This is a genomic window from Chryseobacterium proteolyticum (assembly GCF_046591535.1).
GTDB classification, from domain to species: domain Bacteria; phylum Bacteroidota; class Bacteroidia; order Flavobacteriales; family Weeksellaceae; genus Chryseobacterium; species Chryseobacterium proteolyticum.
The window spans coordinates 906,944-922,456 of the sequence record NZ_JBJLWK010000002.1 but is presented as its reverse complement, the minus strand read 5'-3'; the positions used below and the strand labels follow the sequence as shown (position 1 = coordinate 922,456).

Annotated in this window: 11 protein-coding genes; 4 read left to right on the top strand and 7 right to left on the bottom strand. The window is 36.5% G+C overall.

Annotation, left to right across the window (positions count from 1 at the left end):
- Positions 1 to 4: 4 nt before the first annotated feature.
- The 7 genes from ACJ5H0_RS10355 to ccoN all read right to left on the bottom strand — a co-directional run bounded on the left by ACJ5H0_RS10355 (position 5) and on the right by ccoN (position 11,775).
- Positions 5 to 943 carry a YihY/virulence factor BrkB family protein gene (locus ACJ5H0_RS10355; RefSeq protein WP_411249358.1) on the bottom strand — a complete coding sequence of 313 codons (939 nt, stop codon included), beginning with the start codon at positions 941 to 943 and terminating at the stop codon, positions 5 to 7.
- Between the two features lies 1 nt (position 944).
- Positions 945 to 3,272, bottom strand: coding sequence for a translocation and assembly module lipoprotein TamL (gene tamL, locus ACJ5H0_RS10350; protein WP_345991977.1), 2,328 nt, complete (start codon positions 3,270 to 3,272; stop codon positions 945 to 947).
- 28 nt (positions 3,273 to 3,300) lie between these two features.
- Positions 3,301 to 7,599: a translocation/assembly module TamB domain-containing protein gene (locus tag ACJ5H0_RS10345; protein WP_458796243.1), complete on the bottom strand. Its 4,299-nt coding sequence runs from the start codon at positions 7,597 to 7,599 to the stop codon at positions 3,301 to 3,303.
- A gap of 34 nt (positions 7,600 to 7,633) precedes the next feature.
- A complete protein-coding gene (locus tag ACJ5H0_RS23150) occupies positions 7,634 to 7,843 on the bottom strand; it encodes a hypothetical protein (protein ID WP_458796242.1) in 210 nt (69 codons plus the stop codon).
- Between the two features lie 67 nt (positions 7,844 to 7,910).
- On the bottom strand, positions 7,911 to 8,300 hold the full coding sequence (locus tag ACJ5H0_RS23145; protein ID WP_458796241.1) for a hypothetical protein: 390 nt from the start codon (positions 8,298 to 8,300) through the stop codon (positions 7,911 to 7,913).
- Between the two features lie 288 nt (positions 8,301 to 8,588).
- Positions 8,589 to 9,476 carry a cbb3-type cytochrome c oxidase N-terminal domain-containing protein gene (locus ACJ5H0_RS10340; protein ID WP_411249356.1) on the bottom strand — a complete coding sequence of 296 codons (888 nt, stop codon included), beginning with the start codon at positions 9,474 to 9,476 and terminating at the stop codon, positions 8,589 to 8,591.
- A gap of 19 nt (positions 9,477 to 9,495) precedes the next feature.
- Entirely contained in the window at positions 9,496 to 11,775 is a 2,280-nt protein-coding gene (ccoN, locus tag ACJ5H0_RS10335; protein WP_411249354.1) for a cytochrome-c oxidase, cbb3-type subunit I, read from the bottom strand.
- Positions 11,776 to 11,967: 192 nt separating this feature from the next.
- On the opposite strand from ccoN, the gene ACJ5H0_RS10330 reads away from it, so the two are divergent.
- The 4 genes from ACJ5H0_RS10330 (at position 11,968) to ACJ5H0_RS10315 (ending at position 15,476) form a co-directional block, all read left to right on the top strand.
- Positions 11,968 to 12,261 (top strand): helix-turn-helix domain-containing protein, encoded by a 294-nt coding sequence (locus ACJ5H0_RS10330; RefSeq protein WP_172280476.1) that lies wholly within the window; start codon positions 11,968 to 11,970, stop codon positions 12,259 to 12,261.
- A gap of 114 nt (positions 12,262 to 12,375) precedes the next feature.
- Positions 12,376 to 13,803, top strand: a complete 1,428-nt coding sequence (locus tag ACJ5H0_RS10325; protein ID WP_345991985.1) for an amino acid permease — start codon at positions 12,376 to 12,378, stop codon at positions 13,801 to 13,803.
- Between the two features lie 151 nt (positions 13,804 to 13,954).
- Positions 13,955 to 14,758: an AraC family transcriptional regulator gene (locus tag ACJ5H0_RS10320; RefSeq protein ID WP_411249352.1), complete on the top strand. Its 804-nt coding sequence runs from the start codon at positions 13,955 to 13,957 to the stop codon at positions 14,756 to 14,758.
- Between the two features lie 103 nt (positions 14,759 to 14,861).
- The gene (locus ACJ5H0_RS10315) at positions 14,862 to 15,476 is read left to right on the top strand and encodes a hypothetical protein (protein WP_411249350.1); all 615 of its coding nucleotides are present in this window, start codon (positions 14,862 to 14,864) and stop codon (positions 15,474 to 15,476) included.
- The last annotated feature ends 37 nt before the right edge of the window (positions 15,477 to 15,513 follow it).

The following is a 15,513-nucleotide window of genomic DNA, read 5'->3' as shown; positions in this document are numbered from 1 at the left end:
TTTATTAAGTTTGTTGGTTTTGTTTTGATACATCTCTGTGACTGTCTTCATATAATTTTGCATCACTCCATTTGGCATGTTTGGAAGGAACAATTTTATAGCCTTTTTTGTAAGAGTATACTTTAGTGAATTCAGCTCCGAAAAATATCAACATACAGGAATAATTAATCCACATCATAATAAGGATCACGGTTCCTGCCTTTCCAAAGGTCGAAGTCGGTTTGAAATTACTGAAGTACAGGCTTAATAAAAATTTACCCAATGTAAATAAAATAGTTGTTAAAATTGCACCTTTCCATACGGGTTTCCAGCTGATCTGTACATCCGGGAGAAATTTGAACATCAAAGCAAATAGAAGCATAACGAGCGCAAAGCCAACAGCAAAATTGACCAGTTCAACCAGCATATACGTCTCGAACCCGAAATAATTGGTGATCCATGTATTAAAAAGGCTAATCGCTGATGAAAGAATCATCGTGATCATTAATAAAAATCCAAGAATAAGGATCATTCCAAGTGAGTTCGCTCTATCAAGAAGGAATTTGATCAATGCTTTTTTGGGTGCTGATTGAACATCCCAAAGAGTATTTAACGAATGTTGCAGCTGAAAAAATAAAGTAGTAGAACCAAAAACCAAAGAACCGATCCCCACTGCTTTCATGAAAATATTCTGCTTATCGATCAATGCTCCGGCAATCATATTTTCTACACTTTTAGCAACATCTTCCCCCATTAATCCGCTGATTTGAGTACTGATCTGCCCGCGGATGGCTTCTTCACCAAAAAAGTTTCCGGCTATCCAGATAATAATAATTAATAGTCCCGGGATTGAAAAAATAGCGTAATAAGCTAAGCTTGCCGAATCCCTTGATGCGGTTGAACTATTCCATTCACTAAACGTTTCTTTTAAAACTTCCCAGAAAAATTTTATATTATTGATCATATTAAAATGGATATCCGATTGCTATATTTAATACAAGATTATCTTTTCTCCAGCTGCTGTCCCCGAAATTAATTCTGTTAAAAGTCCATCGGTCCCCTTTTTCATAATAAGGAACACGTATCGGCATTGCTAAATCGAGCCTTAGAATTAAAATAGAGAAATCAAGTCTTAGACCAACTCCTGCACCTACAGCTATTTCGCTTAAAAAATCTTTGGAGAATTTTCCTCCTGGTCTATAAGGGTCACTATTGATTAACCAGACATTTCCAGCATCCACAAAAGCAGCAACATTTAAAAATTTATATAAATTTGCTCTATATTCTGCATTTACTTCTAGTTTAATATCTCCTGATTGATCAAATGAAAATCCTTGTGATAGGGACCTTGGATCAAAACTTCCCGGCCCTAAAGTTCTTGCTCTAAATGCTCTGATACTGTTACTTCCTCCCACAAAGAACTGTCTGGAAAAAGGGATGAATTCTGAGTTTCCATAAGGATATGCAACTCCGGCAATTATTCTTGATGCGAAATTAGTTTTTTCTGAAAATTTATGGTAAAATCTAAAATCATTTTCAATTTTTGCATATTGACTGAATGGAACTCCAAAAATTTCTTTTTGTTTATCTTTTTTTGCATTAGCTCCTGTCAGCAAGCCTGTAATATTTCCTGCCAAGTCCAGTGTACCTTTATAATAGATAGTATTGGTTTGGGGTAACATGGTATTGGTATAAGTATAGGAGTATGTAGGCCCGAAAATGAGTTGCTTTTCTACAATTCTTTGCTGTGCTGGTGTGGTTGCAATAGATTTATACAATGGAGTTACATTGGCAGGGGAAACCAACGTAATATCAATCACTTTCAGATCATGTTCTTTGCGAGCATTTTCCTTCCATACATAGCCGAAAGATGCTGTAAAGTTGTTCAATGTGTAATATTGCGTACGGTTCTGGAATTCATATCCTAAACTGATATTTGTTCTTGGAACAAAAGCACTCGAAGAATTAAAGCGGAAAGGAGCAACAATCCTAGGAATTGACAACTGTACATTAGCTCCCGCACGATACATATTCTTAGCTTCAGATTGTTGTCCTCCCATCTGTACATCAAATGCTCCGTATACAGATGCTTTGAATTGTTCAGCACCTTTGAAAAAATTTCTGTGGGTCCAGTTTAAGTTGAGCTCACTACCCGCGTAGCTTGCTGAATTGGTTCTCCCTAAAGCCTCAAGGCGTAAAGATTGTACTTCCCGAGGTGTTAACAGGTAATATGCATCAAATTTGTGTTGCAAAGAATCCGAAACGATAAACTCATTTTTCACAAACTTAAAAACCCCTAAACTAATCAGCCTGTTTAATGAAAGGTTATGATTTGTCCGGTTATAAAGATCTCCTTTTTTAAAATATAATGCTCTGTCAAAGATCTTAGGTTTGAATTTATGCTGCGGATCTATAACGTAGATATCATCATAAACATATTTTGATAGTGAATCCGGATTCATAGGGACACTGTATTTTCCCTGCTTTACATCCTGAAGATTATAATTGGGGAATACAATAACCTTATCGATACCGAACTGTTGTGTTGCAAGTTCAGGTGTATCATCTTTTAGTTTTACATTAAGCTCAACCTTATGATTTTTGGCTACTGTACTGTCTGCCTGAACAATAATATTGTCAGGATGAAAATAATAAAATCCTTTTTCTTTCAACCCGTTATCAATCCTGTCACGTTCCGACTTAATAACACCAAGGTCGAATGGATTTCCATTTTTCAGTAAGCTTTTATCTTTTAAATTTTGAATTTCGCGATTAACCAGAGTAGAATCTTTTTGAAATTTTACGTTGCTGATCAGATATTGGGCTCCTGGTCTTAATGTATAAATGACTTTTGCTTTTTTGTTTTTGGAAATCGTATCATAAGTGGCTTTAGCATTAAAATATCCTTTATTCTCGGAGTAATTAACAATAATGTCTTTATTGAATTCACGGTCAACGTCTCCTAATAAGACGGGTTTCTCACCCACCTTATATTTAAGCCAGTAATTGAATCCTTTTTCTTTTTTAGGTTCTTTGGCAATATTATAAAAATATAACCTTGGTCGTAGGCCCAGAATGGTTGAATTAGGTTTGGGAACCAGATTTTCTTCCAAAGCGGCCTGAAGTTCTTTTTTCTCTTTTTTGGAGATGGTATCATTTTCAATTTTTACTTCACCACCGGTGTATAGCATTTGTCCTTCTTTCAGAAACTTTGTATTGCTACACGAAAGTGAAATGGCAGCGAATCCCGATGCACATAAAGATGTAAGATATATTTTGAATGTATTTCCCATTTATTTAAACTCTACCACTTGGTTATTTTTATTTTCTTTTTTTTGGTTTGTCCTGTTTTGATTTCCTGAAAATATCCCGGAATCGGTCATAATCCAATGTAATAATGAAACCGACACCTGTTTCAATAATTTGTCCTTGCAGGGCTACCTGATATTCATCTTTACGATAAGCCCTCAGCATATATCTGCCATCTTTGGAAAGACTGTAATCCACAGTAACATTTCCTGCGATATTGGTTGTGTTCTCATTTTGTCTGGCATCACCTTCCAGGCCGAAATTGCTTCCCACCGTTACTTTAAGACGATCGTTTAGTAGCTTTTTACTAATATCTACGTTGAGGTCGGTTCTTGTATTTTTCTGCCCGGTAGAATAATCTTCGGAAGATTCCAGCCCAAAATTTAGATCAACTCCTTTAATAAGTCCTGAAGCCAGGTTATTCAGTTGCTGCGAAAGGATTTTACTTACACTTTGTCTTGCCATTGCTTCCGCAGACATTCCTGCGCTGCTTTGGAATGGATTCTCTCCAATAAAACGGTTCAATAATAACAAAGCGAAGACCTGTTTATTCATTTCCGATTCCTGAGTTCTGAGCTGGGTAAGTTTCTGATCAACTGCATCAGTTACAGTAGATGAAACAGCATTATTTTTCTTATCTGTAGTGATGTCAAATGTAATCTGTGGTTTCAGTAATTCACCTTTCATTTTTAACAACGTATTGAAAGGAATTCTTTGTTTGAATTGATTCAATGTAGCAGCATCACCCGTGAATTGTTGCTCAACTAGGTCAATTGGAGCCGTTTCGGTTTTATAAATGGCCGTAATATCCATAATGGCTGCAGTAGGCTCTCCTGTCCAGGTAATGGTACTCCCTTTCTGAATATCAAATTTTCTCTTAAGTACACTTACAGAAAGCTCATAAGATCCTTTTTCCACCTGATAAACACCCACAAGGGTAGTTTTTCCGGATGGATCAATGCCTCCGGTGAGTTCCGCCTCTCCCTGCAGTTTTACAAAATCACCATTGGCCTTATCAATAACAATTGACATTTTTGCTTCTTTACTTACTTCGATATTTACACTTACATCCATGCCTTTAATGCGGCTCTGAGCTTTCAAAGAGTCAGCTTTGATTGTTTTGTTTAAAACCACCTGATCCTGATCTACAAACTCCACGATTCCATCTCTTTCCTGCAATGACGGGCTGGATTGAGGAAGGACAAATGTAAAATCAGTATTATCCGCCACGGCTAATCTTCCATCTACTTTCGGAAGATCCAGATTACCACGGATATGCAGTCCTGCGTCGATAGCAAGAATCCCGTACATCATGGCATCATTGGATTTTTCAGAACTTACAACCTTAAAATCTTTAGCGTTTACATCAAGATTGAAGGCGAAGTCTCTATAGGTTTGTGTAAGGACCTGCCCGTCTACGACAAGTGCATTTCCATCCTTATCATTCACTTTAAATTGATTGAACTCAATTCCACGGCTGGTAAAATCGATCTCATCATTCAGTTTTCTGAAATCACTTCCCGTCTTTGCTATCTCAAGCCCAACATTATTAAATTTTACCTTACCGAGGATATTAGGCTTATCCGTACTTCCTGTAATCTTAAGATTTCCGGAAAGGTATCCTTCCGTATTGGTAATGGCATTCATTGAGAAGCCTTGGGCACTTTTCATCTGAAGCTTATTGATAGCCATGTCTAAATCAAATGTGCTTGATGATGTATTATAATCTCCAATGATCTTTACATCATTATCATTGCCTGATAATGCGATATTGGCATTTAAAAGCTTAGGTGAAGTACTGTTAACCTTTACAGCAAGGTTCCCGATTGGATTTCCAAATACATAAAGATCAGAAACGTTGAGGTCTGAGGTAAATGTCATGTCCTTTGTAAGATCCCTTAACTGAGCTGTACCGTTGATCGTTCCCTTCGCCAGTAGAGAATCCTTTTTAACGATCTCTGTGATTGTTTCTATCTTGAAATCCTTTAATGAAATATTTAAAGGACTGTTAGGAGATGTGCTTTCGGACTGAAGGGAAATTTCGCTTCCCGTGTTGGAAAGTCTGAAGTTATCTGCTACAATTCCTTTGCTACTGATCTGTATTTTATTTCCTTCCGCAACGGTCCAGTCATTATAATTTAATTTGAGGCCGTTTGGATTTAACGAGATTTCTGTAATGTCATTCAGTGATTTGGCATTTCCGGCTATCAGGAATTGCGTCACATCTTTCTGATCTTTGGTCGTGATGTTATAATTGATAGTGTTGTCAGAAATATCTCCGCCAATATTTATTTTATTTAAAGCAAAACTTGAGCTTTTCAATCCGGCAACATTCAAATTATATTGCAGGGCTTCGTTTTCATTCGTTACTTTAAGTGAGGCATTTTCAATGGAGTTTTCACCATATAGTAATTGAGGAATTTGTCCGTCGATTTCAATTTTATGGGAGTCAGCATTATAATTTCCAGCTAGATTGATTGTTTCAAAACTTTTAAGATCCGGAACAAACTTTCTGATCAGATCATCATTTTTAATTTTTGCATTAAAGGTAAAATATTGCCCTGCATCGATCTTTTGAGATTTATCAGGTTTCTGAAACTGGTAATACTGGTTAATGGTCTGAGCCAACGATCCGAAGATCTGCGTTAACCTGTATTTTCCTTTGAGCTCGACATCAGCAATCTGAGAATTGAGGACAATGCTTGTTGAATCATTTGCCGAACTTGCTTTCAGCGTTACTTCCTGAACAGGATAAACTTCTTTGGTATCTGAGAACGCGAAATTTTGGAGATTCAGATAACCATTAAGATGATCCGGATCCAGATTTGTAAAGTCACCCTCTATTTTTCCACCGATAATCATTTGTTTATCGTAGAAGCCTAGTTTATTGAGATCTACTTTGATAATATTTCCATTAACCTTTATCGTAGGATTTTTTTCATTATATATTCCCGAGGCTGTTAATTTCAGGTTGGCATTAGGATCATTAGAATCCAATAGGATATTATAAGCACCATTATCAATTTTTCCGGTCAGGTTCATATCTCGGTACTGGTATCCTTTGTAGGTTGCTGAAGCAACATGTCCTTTAAGATCTGCTTTTGCTTTTTTGAAGTCAAAACTTTCTCCTTTTGCAGAGATTTGTGCTGTAACCGAGCCAATGTCCTTATTCTGTATAATTTTTCCCACCTGTATTCCCTGCAAGTTAGCCTTTACATCATAGAGTTCATGATTTTTTCTGCGCATATCCACCTTGGCAATAACTGCAGCATTTCCGAGAGTGGAATACAGGTTGAGGTTGGTATCAACCATCTTCGTGGTTCCTTTCGCTGTCCCTTTGATGCTGAAATTTGATGGAAGGGAAATATTCGATGGAATAGTATTTTTAGGTACCAGGTTAAAGATTGTTTTTGCAGAAGATGACAGTTCGCCAATTTTCAGATCATAATATAACTGATCGGGATTCATGGCGTTTTTAATTCTTCCTGATGCCGAAACCCTTAGTTGATCAAGCCCTGATAATTTAAAATTCTGGATCAGCAGATCATTTACATTTCCTTTTACATTTGCATTAACTGCAAGTATTGCATTAGGATATTTATTAAACGGAACCGTTGTCCTTAAAGTTGGAACCAGATTTAAAATGTCGGCAAATCCTACTTTGGAATCTTTAATGTTAGCTGATATTTTTACTGCGCCCAGGTTTGAACTGAGTTGTTCGATTGAATTATACTCCAAAACAACCTCATCCCTTAGAATTGTTTTTGAGGTCTGCAAATAAAGATCTTTCAGATAGGCCTGTCTTTCACCATATACAAAATCTGTATTGAATTTCTGTATATCCAGCCCACGACTTTCCTTAATTTCCGCAGAGCTTACAGTTCCTGCAAACGTATTGTTTTCCATCTTGAAACTACGGACCTCCACATTCATTTTTGAAAAATTAAGATGGTTAAAATCCATTCCCTGCTTTGTAGGAGTAATCGCGGTATTATTGTATGCTACTTTCACATCGTTCAAAACCATCTTCCCCAAAAGTATTTTCATTGCTTTTTCAGCATTCGCAGAAGGCTTAGGCTCTTCTTTTGAGTTTTTGGGATTGGCATTTTGAGCCGGCAGATAAAGATTGGCATTAATATCTGCTCCGGAAAGAAACAGATTGGCTACGTTGTAAGAGTTGTTATCAAGATCCAGCTTATTGACCTTAGTACTTAATTCTTTAAATACAATTTTTGCAAAAGTTTTGGTATTGTCATCCCCATAATCTATATCAAAATTTGTCAGCTTAATTCCCCTTAATCCAATACTCATTGATTTTTTCTGGTTAAGAGAATCTACTTTCTTTTCAACTTTTTTTTGAAACCTCTTCTACAATATCCTGCTTTAATTTGAGCTTCAGTCCATCGAGGTTGATATCATTAACGGCGTAGCTATTTTTATTTAAATCAAAAGTTTTTACCCTGGTGTCAAAAGATTTAAAATATAATTTAATATCGTTTCGGGATTGCTGGTCATTAAAAGTAACCCCGATATCTTTTAATTTGATTTTATCCAATGAAATAATAAACGGTTTCGAAGGACTTTCTTCTTTATCAGAAGTGGCAAAGGCATCGATAATATAATCAAAATTGAATTTTCCGTCTTTTTTTTCTTACCACGTTGGCCTGTACCCCTTCAAGATCAACAGAAGTAATATCTGCTGTAGAATTAATAAGTTTAAGCATGTTCAGGCCTACATCGAGCTTCTTTACAGCAAGAAGTGTATCAATATTCTGCCCCTTTAAATAAAGATTTTCCATAACCAGGCTGTTAGGGAAACCTATATAGACCCTTTCAAGGCTTACTTTTGTTTTGATTTTTTTCTCAAGATAAACAATAAGTTTGTCTTTGATGAAGTTTTGAACTGCCGGAAGTCTCAAGCTTAAAATAAGTAAGGTAAGAAATACCAATATCGATATAATGGTAATGGCAGTGCGTCTTAGGAGTTTTCTTTTATTGATTTTCAGTTTCAAATGTGATAGGGTTTAGAACAAAGATAATTAATACTATTTAAAAAATTACCTGGTGTGGTACCCTCTGGAGAATGCAAAAATCCTGCCTTGGCTGCCATTTATGGAATTTTAGTTGTGTCGAAGTGAAGTGAATAATTGAGACAACAGCCAAAGCAAGGATTGATTTTTTTTCTTTAAAAAAGCCCCCTTTTGTTTATTTTCAAGTATGAAAAAGGTATCGAAAATAATATAATGTTAGTTAGTTTTCAAAAGGGGGCGAGACATAGTTGAAAAGTTTAGTTTATATTTTTACTGATTATTATTCTCCCATTTTACTTCTTCACCTTGGGGTGCAGCGCCACCCTGAGTAACAGTAATGGGTGTGGTTTCCTGATTGATGTGATAAACATAAGCGGCAATTTTTTCAGCATCCCTTCCGGTAATTGTCCCTTCTTTAACAAATGGTCTCATAGCTGGATTGTTCGGTGAACCATTTTCAAGCATCCAGAAAACATTTTTAAACAGGCTTTTTTCTTTAATATTGATCCAGTATGTATCCGTTAAATTGGGACCAATACCTCCTCTGCCACCATCACCATGGCAGGTTACACAATTGGTTTTAAAAAGTTGCTCACCTTCTGCGATGTTATCAGCGCTGTATTTTGCTGTTTCCAGATTAATGGTGGGAGCATTTTTTTCGTATTCTTCAATGGAAGCCAGCATTACTTTGGTCTCTTTATCATATTCTGCATCCGGATGTGCATAATCTGTAAAGGCGAAAGCCAGCATATATACAGCACAGAAAATAATTCCGAAATAAAATAGTCCGATCCACCATTTGGGTAATGAATTATCCAGTTCCGTAATTCCGTCGAAACCATGATCGATGAGAATGTCTTTTTCCTCTGTTTGTGATTGCTTTTTAAAAGCAGAATTCCAGAGTTTCTGAAAATAAGGAGTACTTTTTTCCCTAAGGTATTCTTGTTTTTCATACGAACTCAATCTGCTGAATTTTTCATTTTCCACCAGATCTCCAATCGAGTTCATGATCAAAAGGAGAATGGTGGCAATCAGTAATAATGCCCAGAAGAATGGGGAACTGAAATAACCGGAATCGTGAGCAAACATTTCGAATGCCATAACTGTTAATCCTACGGTTACAATGATGTATATAGAAATGGGTGTACGTGTTTTCATTTTTACATGTATTTAATAATTAATCCGCACTTGCTGTTTTAATGTCCGTGGTTTTAATATCAGTACCTAATCTCTGGAGATAGGCTATCATTGCTATAATTTCTCTCTGTTCAAGCGGGATAAAGGCAGAGCCTTTTGCTGCTTTATCTTTCTGAACCTGGTCTCTTACGTCTGTTGCCTCCGAATAAATTCTTTTTACAATAGCCTGGGACTGATGGTCTGCCCACTGGTTTGCCGAATCTATTTCCGCTTTTGTGTAAGGGATGTCAAAATTATTTTTCATCAGTTCCATCTTGCTGATCATTTCAGAGCGGTCAAGTTTGTTGGTGATCAGCCATGGAAAACGAGGCATAATGGATCCTGCAGATGTAATTCTTGGATTGTACATATGTTTGAAATGCCATGAGTCAGGATTTCGGCTTCCCTCCCGGTGAAGATCAGGTCCTGTTCTTTTTGAACCCCACAAAAACGGTCTGTCATACACGAACTCACCTGCTTTAGAGTATTGCCCGTTTTTACCGTCAAATCTCATTACCTCATCACGGAAAGGCCTGATCATTTGGGAATGACATGAATTACATCCCTCACGGATATAGAGATCCCTACCTTCCAGCTCCAATGGAGAATAAGGTTTTACTGCCGTAATCTGTGGCAAATTGCTCTTAATGGTAAGGGTGGGGACTATTTCTACCAATCCGCCAACTGAAATTACAATGAAGGCCAATATAGAAAGTAATTTTGGTGTTCTTTCAAGCCAAAGGTGAGCACCTTCACCTTCCTTTCTCTGGCTTCCAATATTTGCTAAAGCAGGAGCTTCTGCAGGAACTTCTCTTTGGAATGATCCGGCCTTAATGGTCTTAATAACATTCACAACCATTAATATGGCGCCGGAAAGGTAAAGGATACCTCCAATAAATCTCATTTTGAAATAAGGAATGATTGCGGTTACCGTATCCAGCCAGTTCTTCCACAATAGGGTTCCGTCCGGGTTGAATTGTTTCCACATCAAACCTTGAGTAAATCCTGAAATATACATTGGTACTGCATAGAAAATAATTCCTAAAGTCCCCAGCCAGAAGTGCCAGTTAGCCAGTTTTTTAGACCAGAGTTCCGTTCTCCACATAATTGGAATCAGATAATAAATAACTCCAAATGCCATAAAACCATTCCATCCCAATGCACCTAAATGTACGTGCCCGATTACCCAGTCCGTGTAATGTCCGATTTTATTTAAAGATTTTGTGGCTAAAAGCGGTCCTTCAAATGTTGCCATTCCGTAACAGGTCACAGCGACTACAAAGAACTTAAGAATAGGATTTTCTCTTACTTTATCCCATGCTCCTCTTAAAGTAAGAAGACCGTTAAGCATTCCTCCCCATGACGGAGCGATAAGCATGATAGAGAACCCGGTTCCTACTGCCTGTGCCCATGCAGGAAGTGCCGTATACTGAAGGTGGTGAGGACCTGCCCACAGGTAGACAAATATCAGAGACCAGAAATGGATAATAGACAGTTTATATGAGAATACAGGACGGTTAGCAGCCTTAGGCATGAAATAATACATCAGTCCTAAAACCGGAGTTGTTAATACGAATGCTACTGCATTGTGACCATACCACCACTGGACAAGGGCATCTTTTACTCCTGAATATACAGAATAAGATTTCCAGCTTGTGAAAGATAACGGAACTTCTAAGTTATTAAAAATATGAAGCATGGCAACAGCAATCCATGTAGCAATATAAAACCAGATGGCTACATAAAGGTGTCGTACCCGTCTTTTGGCAATGGTTCCAAACATATTGAACCCAAAAATGATCCATGAGAAAGCAATTAATATATCAATTGGCCATTCGTGTTCCGCATATTCTTTTGAAGTATTGATTCCCATCAGGAATGTAATAACCACACTGATGATCATAATCTGCCAAGACCAGAAATGGATCCACGAAAGTGTATCGCTATACATTCTGGTTTTTAGTAAACGCTGCATACTGTAATAGGCACCACAGAAAAATGAATTACATACAAAGGCAAAAATTACGGCACTCGTATGCAGCATCCGTATTCTTCCGAATCCCATTGCTCCCTGTGTATTGATCAGCCCCTGGATATTGCCGCTTCGTAAACTCTGAATCGTTGTGTCATCGGTTCCGAATAAAAATTCAGGTAGCTCAGGGTAGAAAAGCATTAGTGCTGCCGTAAGTCCCAGTAAAAAACCGACCAGACCAAATGCGATAGTAGCATAGAGAAATGCTCTGACAATGGTATTGTCATAATTAAATTTTTGCGTCTCCATAATTCCAATAGTTGTTGTAGAGAAAAATATTTATCATTAATAAGTGATCAGCTCTTATTTGTGAAGCTAAATTCCATTAAGAAATAAATATCATGTAACGTGTATAATGTTTTGCCAAAGGTATTTATTAACTTTGTTAGAGGCTAGTAGATATCCTTCTAAACTATACCAAAAACTACTAAAACAAATACAATGAAAGTATGCGGTCAGAACATCAGGAAAATCAGACGAACTAAAGATTTGACACAGGAGTATATGGCTTTTGAAATGGGGATTTCACAAAAGGCTTATTCGGATATTGAGAATTCTAAAGTGAAGATCAATCTGGATATCTTAAATAAAATCTCGCAGATTCTGGAAATTAAGCCTTCGGATATCTGCAGCATTTCACATAAATGCGGAATGGATGATTATGAAGACAAATACCAGTCTCTTTTGGAATATATGAAAAAGAATAATATTTCGGTTCCGGAAGAATATCTGTAAGAAAACAGAGTATTTTACTTTTTAATTCTTTAAAACTGAATGATTTGAATGTTCATGCTGCTTTATAGAAGCAAATTTCTTAAAGTTTTATATATTTAGGGCTTAATTCATTGTATGAACAACGAACAAAAAACCGGACCTAATGATGGGAATCTGGTTAGGGGATTAACCAACAGACATATTCAATTAATTGCTCTCGGTGGAGCTATAGGTACCGGTCTCTTTCTCGGTATTGGTCCTGCAGCTGTTTTAGCCGGCCCTTCCGTTATCTTAGGGTATGCATTAGCAGGGATCATTGCATTTTTTATTATGCGCCAACTTGGTGAAATGGTAGTTCAGGAACCTGTGTCCGGAAGCTTTAGTCATTTTGCATACAAATATTGGGGAAATTTTCCGGGGTTTGCTTCAGGCTGGAACTATTGGATTCTCTATATTCTGGTGAGTATGGCAGAACTTACAGCCATCGGACACTATATCCATTTTTGGTGGCCTGAAATTCCGCTCTGGGTTTCCAGTTTGTTCTTTTTTATCGTCATTAATGCGTTAAACCTTGCCTCTGTAAAAGTGTATGGAGAAACTGAATTCTGGTTTTCTATTATAAAGGTAGTTGCAATTATAGGAATGATTGTTTTTGGTATTTACTTATTGATTAGTGGTACCGGAGGGGATAAGGCAAGTATTTCAAATCTGTGGAATGACGGAGGATTTTTTCCAAAAGGTTTTTTTAATAAAACAGAAAATGGATATTCCGGACTTTTTGCGGCAATGGCCATGATCATGTTTTCCTTTGGAGGATTGGAATTAATTGGAATTACTGCTGCAGAAGCTAAAAGTCCGGAAAAAACGATTCCTAAAGCTACCAATCAGGTTATTTACAGAATTTTAATTTTCTATGTGGGGGCATTGGTTATTCTCTTTTCACTAAGTCCATGGAGAGAAATTACAGAAGGAACAAGCCCGTTTGTCATGGTTTTCCAAAATCTGAATGGATTTGCATTTACCATCTTTGGAAAAGTAATACACTTTAATGTTCTCATAGCAAATATTCTTAATCTGATTGTTTTAACCGCAGCTTTATCAGTTTATAACAGCAGTGTTTACAGTAACAGCAGAATGCTTTTTGGATTAGCGCAACAAGGAAATGCACCCAAATTTCTTACAAAATTAAATAAGAATAGCGTGCCTACCAATGCAATCCTTGTTTCCTCATGTTTTGCTGGGATCTGTATTATCATCAATAAGCTGGTTCCGGAAAAAGCATTTGAATATCTGATGGCCTTAGTAGTTTCCACTCTTATCATCAACTGGCTTATGATATGTTACACCCATTTAAAATTCAGAACTGAGAAAAATAAATCAGGAACAAAAACCAAATTTCCTTCTATATTTTATCCTGTATCGAATTACATATGCATCTTTTTCCTGTTGGCTATTTTAGTTTTAATGAGCATTACAGGAATGGAGATCCAGGTTATCCTGATCCCGGTGTGGTTGATTTTCCTCTTCATACTGTTTAAATTGTACAAGCCTAAAAACAGCTAGCTTTTTTGCAGAAAATAATATAAAAAAGGATGGATATTTTTCTGTCCTTTTTTTGTGAAGGTGTTTTTTAGTAAATTCATACGGTTATTAATTCATATGTGGCTGGCATTTTGTATAAATTGAAAACCCATGTGAATTATAAAGTACATTCATGCAGACTCATTTTGGTGAAATACAGAAGATTGTTGACCTCATTGAGGAAAACTTTGACAGAGAGATCACGGCTTATGAAATAGAGAGCATGTCTCATTATTCCTATAGGAATTTCCAAAGGATCTTTTTTAGGATTTTTAATGAAACCATTTCCGGATTTCAAAAACGGCTCCGCCTTGAGAATGCTTATAAAAAGCTAATATATACAACCGATACAATTTCTGACATTGGCTGGCAAATTGGTTATTTTAATATTCAATCCTTTTCTAAAGCTTTTAAACAACAATATCATATTTCACCGGCAGTAGCAAGGAAAAATAAACAGGAAATGTTTAGTCAGTTTATTGATAATACCCAAGGAAATCTGCCACATGAAATAAGATATAAAGATCCGGTTTCTATATACTGTAGGTTTATTAAAGCTGAAGATTATAATAATCAGGAAATTAATGATCTGTGGGAAAGTATTGAGAATGAAAATGAAATTTCTGATTCTGCCTATGGGATTATTCGGGATCAGCCCCTTATTACGAGCGTGCCTCACTGCAGATACGGAGCAGGTATAACACATATTTCTTCCGGGATATCGGGATTTCAAAAGAAAGAAATTTTTGGAGGCAAGTATATCAAATTTACCCATTACGGAAGCTTTGATAGTATTCTGGAAACGTACAGGATTTTTTATAGATTTTGGCTGACGGAGTCTTTGTTTATGCTGGATAATTCAGATGTTATAGAAGAATATACACAGTCCCCAACAGGAGAAATTATTACACACATTTATTTTCCGTTGTATTCATGAGGTTGTCCTTTTAGGACAATTTTTTGTTTTTTGACGATATAATTTTGCAGTCATCAATAACAAAGATGATTTATATAAGTAAAGACTTTAGAAAACAATAATGATGAAAAAAATAGTATTTCCCGTAGCTTTTCTGTTTTCATATGGAGCAACAGCTCAAATTTCAGTACAAGGTTATGCAGGTATCAAGGAAACAGAAGTTTTAGGGATTTTTGATAAGGATTTTAAGACAAAATGGAATTATTTCGCTTTAGGAACACTTTCCTACGAGTATGAGTCAAAGAAATGGAATGCAGAGTTATATCAGAATCTTAATTATTATATAGGAAGAAACTGGGGAATTTCAGGGGGAGTTCATGTATCTGCTGAAGATGTAATGCCTTCGCTTGGATTTGCCTTTATTAAAGAGAAAGGAGATTTTGGAATTAATTTATATCCGGCGCTGACTTATTCTTTTGATGGGAAAGAAATGGGATTCGGGCTTTATACATTAATGGAATATACACCCAGGATTAATGAGCGGTTTAGCCTGTATAGTATGTTGATTATAGATTCTGATTTTAGCCTTAAGGAGCATCAGATGAGTAATCAGGTCATCAGATTGGGAATAGAAACCCAAAAGAAGATGCAGTTCGGAATCGGAAGTACCGTTTCTCAGACCGGAAATAATTTTGAAACCACAATTGACTTTGGAATATTTATAGGAAAGAAATTTTAATAATATGAATAATAAATTTTTTGCATTTTTTTTTAAC